The organism is Xenorhabdus yunnanensis (assembly GCF_028598805.1).
GTDB lineage: Bacteria > Pseudomonadota > Gammaproteobacteria > Enterobacterales > Enterobacteriaceae > Xenorhabdus > Xenorhabdus yunnanensis.
In genome coordinates, this window is record NZ_JAQRFI010000085.1 from 1 (window position 1) to 6,741 (window position 6,741).

Annotated in this window: 12 protein-coding genes and 1 pseudogene; 2 read left to right on the plus strand and 11 right to left on the minus strand. The window is 46.3% G+C overall.

Annotation, left to right across the window (positions count from 1 at the left end):
* From PSI23_RS19690 to PSI23_RS19715, 6 genes and pseudogenes are all read right to left on the minus strand, one after another.
* Positions 1–411, minus strand: a pseudogene (locus tag PSI23_RS19690) (hypothetical protein); the annotation flags it as partial.
* 8 nt (positions 412–419) lie between these two features.
* Positions 420–1,685: a PBSX family phage terminase large subunit gene (locus tag PSI23_RS19695; protein ID WP_273556669.1), complete on the minus strand. Its 1,266-nt coding sequence runs from the start codon at positions 1,683–1,685 to the stop codon at positions 420–422.
* Positions 1,666–2,079: a DNA-packaging protein gene (locus tag PSI23_RS19700; RefSeq protein ID WP_273556670.1), complete on the minus strand. Its 414-nt coding sequence runs from the start codon at positions 2,077–2,079 to the stop codon at positions 1,666–1,668. Before PSI23_RS19700 ends, PSI23_RS19695 begins: the two co-directional genes overlap by 20 nt.
* Positions 2,080–2,225: 146 nt before the next feature.
* Positions 2,226–2,447 (minus strand): hypothetical protein, encoded by a 222-nt coding sequence (locus PSI23_RS19705; RefSeq protein WP_273556671.1) that lies wholly within the window; start codon positions 2,445–2,447, stop codon positions 2,226–2,228.
* Positions 2,444–3,031, minus strand: coding sequence for a BRO-N domain-containing protein (locus tag PSI23_RS19710; RefSeq protein ID WP_273556672.1), 588 nt, complete (start codon positions 3,029–3,031; stop codon positions 2,444–2,446). The genes PSI23_RS19705 and PSI23_RS19710 overlap by 4 nt, the downstream gene beginning before the upstream one ends.
* Positions 3,000–3,239 carry a hypothetical protein gene (locus PSI23_RS19715; protein ID WP_273556673.1) on the minus strand — a complete coding sequence of 80 codons (240 nt, stop codon included), beginning with the start codon at positions 3,237–3,239 and terminating at the stop codon, positions 3,000–3,002. Before PSI23_RS19715 ends, PSI23_RS19710 begins: the two co-directional genes overlap by 32 nt.
* 219 nt (positions 3,240–3,458) lie before the next feature.
* Here PSI23_RS19715 and PSI23_RS19720 point away from each other — a divergent pair, with 219 nt between their 5' ends.
* Positions 3,459–3,671, plus strand: coding sequence for a hypothetical protein (locus tag PSI23_RS19720; protein WP_273556674.1), 213 nt, complete (start codon positions 3,459–3,461; stop codon positions 3,669–3,671).
* Between the two features lie 55 nt (positions 3,672–3,726).
* Positions 3,727–4,098: a hypothetical protein gene (locus tag PSI23_RS19725; protein ID WP_273556675.1), complete on the plus strand. Its 372-nt coding sequence runs from the start codon at positions 3,727–3,729 to the stop codon at positions 4,096–4,098.
* On the opposite strand, the gene PSI23_RS19730 is transcribed toward PSI23_RS19725, so the two are convergent.
* The 5 genes from PSI23_RS19730 to PSI23_RS19750 all read right to left on the minus strand — a co-directional run.
* Positions 4,095–4,358, minus strand: coding sequence for a hypothetical protein (locus PSI23_RS19730; protein ID WP_273556676.1), 264 nt, complete (start codon positions 4,356–4,358; stop codon positions 4,095–4,097). The genes PSI23_RS19725 and PSI23_RS19730 overlap by 4 nt on opposite strands.
* Before the next feature lie 359 nt (positions 4,359–4,717).
* Positions 4,718–5,179: a lysis protein gene (locus tag PSI23_RS19735; protein ID WP_273556677.1), complete on the minus strand. Its 462-nt coding sequence runs from the start codon at positions 5,177–5,179 to the stop codon at positions 4,718–4,720.
* Complete coding sequence (locus PSI23_RS19740) at positions 5,176–5,580, minus strand: structural protein (RefSeq protein WP_273556678.1); 405 nt, start codon at positions 5,578–5,580, stop codon at positions 5,176–5,178. Before PSI23_RS19740 ends, PSI23_RS19735 begins: the two co-directional genes overlap by 4 nt.
* Entirely contained in the window at positions 5,580–5,900 is a 321-nt protein-coding gene (locus PSI23_RS19745) for a phage holin, lambda family (RefSeq protein ID WP_273556679.1), read from the minus strand. The genes PSI23_RS19740 and PSI23_RS19745 overlap by 1 nt, the downstream gene beginning before the upstream one ends.
* A gap of 54 nt (positions 5,901–5,954) precedes the next feature.
* The coding region (locus tag PSI23_RS19750; RefSeq protein WP_273556680.1) for a DNA methyltransferase at positions 5,955–6,741 on the minus strand (787 nt) is incomplete at its 5' end.

The window sequence follows — 6,741 nt, forward strand, 5'->3', positions numbered from 1 at the left end:
AATGGCTTTATTGTTATCAGCGCCTTCACCCTGACCATCAATATCAACGGCTTTGATTTCAATCCACTCTCGCGTCATATCATTAGCGACGGTTTCAATGCACGCCCGAATTAGCCCGTTCTGGGTTAATGATGACAATGCCGCGTACCCCATAAAAGATGGCCCCATTGCGTAACCCTGCCCATGTTCCCATGCGTGTTGAATCAGGGTGTACGCGCCCGCAGAACTTAAGGCACTGTCCATTGCCACAGCTGCTTCTTTCGGTGCGCCTAGCGTTTTTGCTGGACCATAGAGACTTTTAACTTCATCATACGTAGGTATGTATTGTTCTGATTCCAGCCGATCCCAAATAGATTGAGACAAAGCGAATCCCCGCCGCAGCTTTTGAGCCTGACGTTTTTTTCTTACCATAATGATGTTTACCGACGAATACGCGAATGATGCATCGCTTGGTTAATAATGTCCGGGTTCATGTTGAGACTGCGACGACCCTTGATATACCCATCCAGCCCATAACGCGCCGCATCCCAACAATGGTTATTGGCGTCCTCAATCACAGGCAACACTTCGCCCGTAGTACGATCTGTTTTGTAGGAGTACAATCGGGCTTCCTTTGCTGTGTGCTTACAGCGGGGATGAATATAGATCTGTTTAAAACCGCGTAAATAACTGATGCCGTCCTCAACGCTGCCTTGCCACTTTTTAGCGGCGGAGATATTGAACCCTTGCCGCCTGAGATAGCTGATGGTTTCCGGTCTGGCGGAGTCGGCTTTGATAGGCCATTTGCGGGACTCTGGTACTTGTTCATAAAACGCGGGCATGTGGTCGAGTTCCACCCCGATACCATATGCCTCATGTTCTATGTAGAGGCAGTTATCTAAAATGAACATGCGAAGTAGCGTGCTAGGGTCTTTCGCAAAGCCAAAGTCGCCCCCAAATAACAACCTGTCGGCTTTCTGCCACAGGTCATCAGAAAACTCTTCAATCTTGTATTTGTTCGCCAGCACCTGCTTATCCGAGTTCTCCAGATAGGCACCTTCCCATATCCACGCATAGGTGTTGTCGTCTAGCCTTGCCTGATCGTTAACGCGCTCCTGTTCCAGTACATCAGGGAACCACGGGTTATCATCGTAGTTCACTTCGACGATGCAGGAGTTATCCGGCGGCATCTTGCGAAAACGTTTATCGGTCGGACTGCCATTAATTTCAGGGTTCCACGTCACCCAAATTTCTGAACCTTCTTCACGTACTGTCGGGGTTAGCTTTCTCCATGCGACCTCGGATACTGATTCAGCCTCATCTATCCACGCTATCAGAATGCGCGCCTTTGATTTGATACTATCGAGGTTATGCCGCAATCCCGCGAACACATACCAGACTCTACGGTTTCGGGTTCGGATATAGTTCTCGCCCATCTCATAGTAGTTATCCAGCCACGGCTCCGATTTGATGGCCTGCTTCACTTCCTCCATTGAGGACTCAGACAGCGAGTTCATGAATTCACGCCCACAGAGAATAACGCCCTCAGTTCCTGCCTCAGCGAACATATAACCCCGGATAGCGGTCATCTTGGCAAATGAACGGGTCTTGCCTGAACCTCGTCCACCATATGAACCACGGTAACGATAATCGCCACTGAACACCGGAATAAGTTTCGGCGGGAGTTCAATTCTCGCTGTCGTCACACTGACCTCCGGCAACCAGTATTATTTTGGCGGGCTGTGGGGACATAGAGCCATCGGGAGAACGGTGATCGATTTCCTGTTTATCAGAGTAGCCGTGGTTAGCCAGCATCAGCTTAGTGATTGTGGCATTGAAATCACCCGACAACCCCTTGTTAATCAATCTACTTTCCTGTAGCGCTAAAATTCCCTCTAACGTGTCCGAAAATTCAGAATTCAGCTTTGCATATTCATAGACTGTGGAGCGGGCGATACCTAAATAACAGGCCAATCCCGCCACGCTAGGGATGACAGCTTCATGTTCAGTGTAACCGCCATACAGATACTCCCTAGCCTTAGCGATTAGCTCATCATTCAGCTTGCTAGGGCAACCAACCGGATTTGTTTGTTGTCCCATGTTCCATTTCCCCATAAATCAGAATAAATAACTGGTTCGGTTTATATAACCCTCTATCAAGCACCCGTTTTCAGGTGCTTTGCAGAATGTTGTATTCAGTTTAATTTTCGTTCTATTCACTCTGGTACAATTGCAGAGCAATTGCATCAAGCCCTCTTGCTCTTCGGCCTCTCAATTGAATACTTACTTGCCCATGCCTTGGCGATACTCAGGCAGTCATCAAACAGTTTGCCCTTTCTGCTGGCTGACACGGCGCGGCGATAGTGCTCTTTTGCCCTGTCACTCGCCATCCCCGCTATAGATGCAGAAAAGCCGAGCTTGGTTAACTCGGCCTGTACGTTCTTCTCAATAAATTGTTCGTGGTTCATGCGGGTTCACATTCTCCATCAGGAAAGTCACCCAAATCGGGAATAGAGAACTGGGTAAGCTCTAAGGCCAGTTTTGTCGCTTCCTTGATTCTTTTTATATCCCGCTTGCGTTGAGCCATTAAGCCACTTCCTTTCTGACCACGGTGCTTGAAAGAAGCCTTATTAAAAACGTCTATCAAGTCATGCATCTTTTGTCCGGTAAGTTGAGCTATGGCAGTAATATCGAGTGTACCGATATCAATGTTTGATTCTTTCTCGATGAGGTCCAGCAACCATTTTCGCAATTCTTTGGCAACTTTGGTTCTCGACACCATCCCAATCAGATGAGCACCTCTGGAAGAAAAAAGCCTGACATCTGAGGATAGTTCACCGTAAGCCATTGATTTGTCCGAGGCCGTCACTTTGACCACAGTAGTCATCGTATCGGTAAACTCATCCTTGTGACGTTGATAAATCTTGTTCACTTGTTTCATGTCAGCATAGCCCAGCAATTGAGCCAACTGCTCACCCGTAAACCAAATCTTCCCGTCCTTATTGTCAAATGGAACGATTTCATGTTCTTTGAAAGTTAACGCTGTACTCACGATGCTTATCCTTACTTAGGTAATGAACCTTTGCCGCATAGGAAATCAGCCCATCGAGTAGCATCAGTTTTAGCTGATCCCTCAAAGGCTCATTCCTAAATAAAGGCTCGATGTTTAGATTGGCGCTGCGGTGCGCGGTGAAATTCAGATATAAAAATGCCACCAGCCCGTGTGCGTTGGGTACGCGGTAGGAACGGGGTGGCAGCATGAGTATTCCTTTAACCACTCAGGGGAATGGATATAGGAATAAAAAAAGCCACCACGGATGTGATGGCTTGGAACAATGGATTGCGTGATAGATATCACTAAATTGCATTATTTTAATTTGTTTGTATAGACAAACGAAATTCATTGGGCTATATTTAAATCATGAACTGAACGGCAGTTCACCGATAGGGCGGAATCCTAAATAAGAGAGAGAAATATCATGTTAACTATCAATGACATCTTCGGGCGTATTAATTCAAATGGTAATGTTGATGTTCTGTATGCAGAAACAGGAGAATCAATTACCCGCATCGAATTTATCAATAACCTCTATCCAGTTGATAGTCATTTCAGTTCCCTGTATGAACATCCTGCGGGTATTGAGCTAACATTGGAGGATGCGCTCCGAGTTGGTATTGAAATCGAGCAATGAGTGAGCAATTAATTAACATGGGTGGACATACCACCCATTTTATTGAGTAAAAAAAATGAACGAACGTCAATTTAAAACGTATATTGCGGCGGCTGAGTCAATTGGTGGTGATTATTTCATGGGATATCAGCGCGGCTTGCACAGCCATTTTCATAACGACCCCCACACCGAACCCACTCCAAATCAATTCAGTTCTGACATGGAAAGTGGCTACCGGGACGGTCTGGCGGGTTATCCCCCCCGTGGCTTTCATGGAAACATTGGTAATCTCAACGCAGCGGGGATTTTGCCTGCCGATAGTGTATTGACTATTCGATTAAATTCTCAATTGAAAGCGCGTTACGTAAAACGAGCGCAACGCGAGGGATTAAAACTTAGCTCGTGGGTGCTGAAACATCTGAACTCCGCCAGTGATGAGGGCAGCTAATCCTCATCATCCTCCGATTTCATCCAGCCAACTAACCCATCACAAAATTCATCGAATTGCTGGTCGGTCATAGCCCTAAAACGAGGAACAGTCTCCGCAGTGCTGTTCCCGGACGCCTGTTTTCTAGCATTAGATGCTCGGCCCCATCCATCTATTTGTGATTTAGAGCACTTTCCATCCAAAATATCAAAAACATCATGTTTAGTTAGCTCTAATGCGAGACAGATGCGTTTAAAATTCTGATTATTTCTCATAGACATAGCAGATTATATTCCTCTACAGCAGGGAAATGATAGGGGCATTAAATAAATCCCCGTTGATACGGGGAACATAGACTTATAGACAATAAAAAAGAACATAACAACGGTTCATCCCCGTTTACACGAGGAACATAAATAGATAAGCCATAAAGATAAATATTCTGCGGGTACATCCCCATAAAATGGGGAACATATCAAACTACCAAAATGTATTTCTGCATACATAATAATGGCAATGGCGGTGGTTTATCCCTAATAGATTTTGCTAGGGAACGTGTTCAGTAAATATCAAATTAAACCCACTGTCAACATTAGAAAATATTAACAATCAATCTATGCGATCTCTCTCACAATACGATTCACCCACACTGTGTCCTGACATACTCCTGCAACCCCAGCATCATTTGCTCTGAGGTGGCAATGCGCTCTCTGAGTAGCCAATAATTTCGGACAGCGGCGTCTGTAGGTCGGGCGGCGTCTGCATCATCCATGCCGGAGGACTTGGCGGTTTTAGACACTGGACACTCGGCTTTGATGTACACCCGTTCAGGATGAGCAAGAGAAGCAGTGTGCAGCCTGTCGATTTCAGCGTTCGCATTGGCTAGCCTCTGTGTATGTTTCGCGTCCAGTTCTGCGAGTTGATTGATTCGCGCTTGCTGGGTGGTGATGATGGCGTTTTTCTCTGATAGCTGAGTTGTCAATGTCTGATTCTCTCCAGAGAGTCGCCCATTGTCTGCATACACTGAATAGATAGAATATGCAGCCGAGCTAACCAGCGCGATAAAAACAACCACCGCAACAGCTTTAGCCTTCCACTTCATAGCAGCTCAAACGCTTTCTCAAACGTTGCCTCTGAATACGGTTGCTTGCCGTTCTCGTGCCGGATAATGGACTTAGCCAATGCAATCAGCGTCGGTTTATCAATGTTGAGAACGTGATGCGGGTCTACGCTCAGTGTCTTGGCAACCCCCTTAATGTAGGCCGTGGTGTCGTTTTCTATTGAGGGTGCCCAGCGGTCTATCATCCGGTACACCGTTTGGTAACCGTTCTTGTGGTAGTTGGACAGCAACTTCATGAGTGCCCGAATACCATACTCTGGTGACTCGAATCGACAGAACCGAGGATTTTTTACCCCCGTTTCGATTCCAATTTGCCCCTGCCACTTATTCGCGGAATTGTGATCGATATTGCCGGGATTGTTATTCCTAATGCCTCTCGTCATTATTTATCCCCCAAACGTTTATTGATGGCACGGATAGCAAACTCGCGTATCTTCTCAACACCAATAAAACCAATAGCGCCACCAATAGCAGGCGCAAAGCTACTGGAAATACCGAACATCTCTAAGCCACTGGATACGCTCCATGACAAGGCACCACAGAGCAGCGCCTCGACCCAGCGGTTCTTGCGTTCCACGCCGTCATAAATCAGGCGACCGTAGCAAATTAATGCAGCTAAAACAGAGCCGGATATCTGCGGCCACGAGTTTTTTAAGCCGTTCAGCAGTTCGGCCCATAAATCTGGGTTCTCTTTCATCTTCATAATCCACCCCATATGAACAATGGGCGTCCGTGGGGTGAGCTATGGTCGCCCCTGTTAGTGAGTATTTGTTTGGTCTAATGTGAAAAACTTAACGCCCTGAGTGTTATCTTCTTGCAGGATGGCATTTTTTATTCTTTTCAGGGCAATGCGGGAAATCAATTCGGGTATTGACTCCCTAGTGCAATACGCTGTTGCAGCCGCATTCTTTGAAATAGGCTCCGGCAATTGAACCAGGATAAACTTTCTTCTGCCGCCATCTTTCTTATTTTGCTTTAACACCGCATGGCCTGCAGAACCACTTCCGGCGAAAAAGTCCAGAATGATATCTTCCCTGTCCGTGACCTTCATTAAGTGTTCAATCAGTCCTGTCGGCTTTGGATAATCAAACACAGATGAACCAAGCAGAGCTTCAACCTCTTTACTTCCTTGCTTCGTGGTAAAACCGGTTATGATGGTTTTGGGATGTTCGGTGCCCCGCTTTTTAGCATACTGAAGCACGCCATTAGGTTTGAAGAAGAACTCAACAACCTGCTGCCCCTTAGAGTCAACCGTGTCATTTCCTGACAGCCAGTTTTCGATTTGGCGCTTCATTGTCCAGCCCGCTTTTAGCGTGACCTCGCGGGCTAAGACGCCATGCTTACATTCCAATACCCCTGAAATAACCTCAATGACTTCTTTAGCGCCAAATACGGACGGAAACGTTTTATTTTCACCCAAGAACCTGACGCCAGCAGGAAAGGTTATTTCCGACGCCGGGTTTTTAACGCTGACCTTTTTTATTGCACGGTCAGAAATTAAGTTCTCATCACCCTTATAAACAAGATGAGTTAATTGAGTTCTG

Coding starts and splice junctions, on each gene's coding strand:
- PSI23_RS19700 (WP_273556670.1), bottom strand. CDS start 2,079: ATGGGACAACAAACAAATCCGGTTGGTTGCCCTAGCAAGCTGAATGAT.
- PSI23_RS19705 (WP_273556671.1), bottom strand. CDS start 2,447: ATGAACCACGAACAATTTATTGAGAAGAACGTACAGGCCGAGTTAACC.
- PSI23_RS19715 (WP_273556673.1), bottom strand. CDS start 3,239: ATGCTGCCACCCCGTTCCTACCGCGTACCCAACGCACACGGGCTGGTG.
- PSI23_RS19720 (WP_273556674.1), top strand. CDS start 3,459: ATGTTAACTATCAATGACATCTTCGGGCGTATTAATTCAAATGGTAAT.
- PSI23_RS19725 (WP_273556675.1), top strand. CDS start 3,727: ATGAACGAACGTCAATTTAAAACGTATATTGCGGCGGCTGAGTCAATT.
- PSI23_RS19730 (WP_273556676.1), bottom strand. CDS start 4,358: ATGTCTATGAGAAATAATCAGAATTTTAAACGCATCTGTCTCGCATTA.
- PSI23_RS19735 (WP_273556677.1), bottom strand. CDS start 5,179: ATGAAGTGGAAGGCTAAAGCTGTTGCGGTGGTTGTTTTTATCGCGCTG.
- PSI23_RS19740 (WP_273556678.1), bottom strand. CDS start 5,580: ATGACGAGAGGCATTAGGAATAACAATCCCGGCAATATCGATCACAAT.
- PSI23_RS19745 (WP_273556679.1), bottom strand. CDS start 5,900: ATGAAGATGAAAGAGAACCCAGATTTATGGGCCGAACTGCTGAACGGC.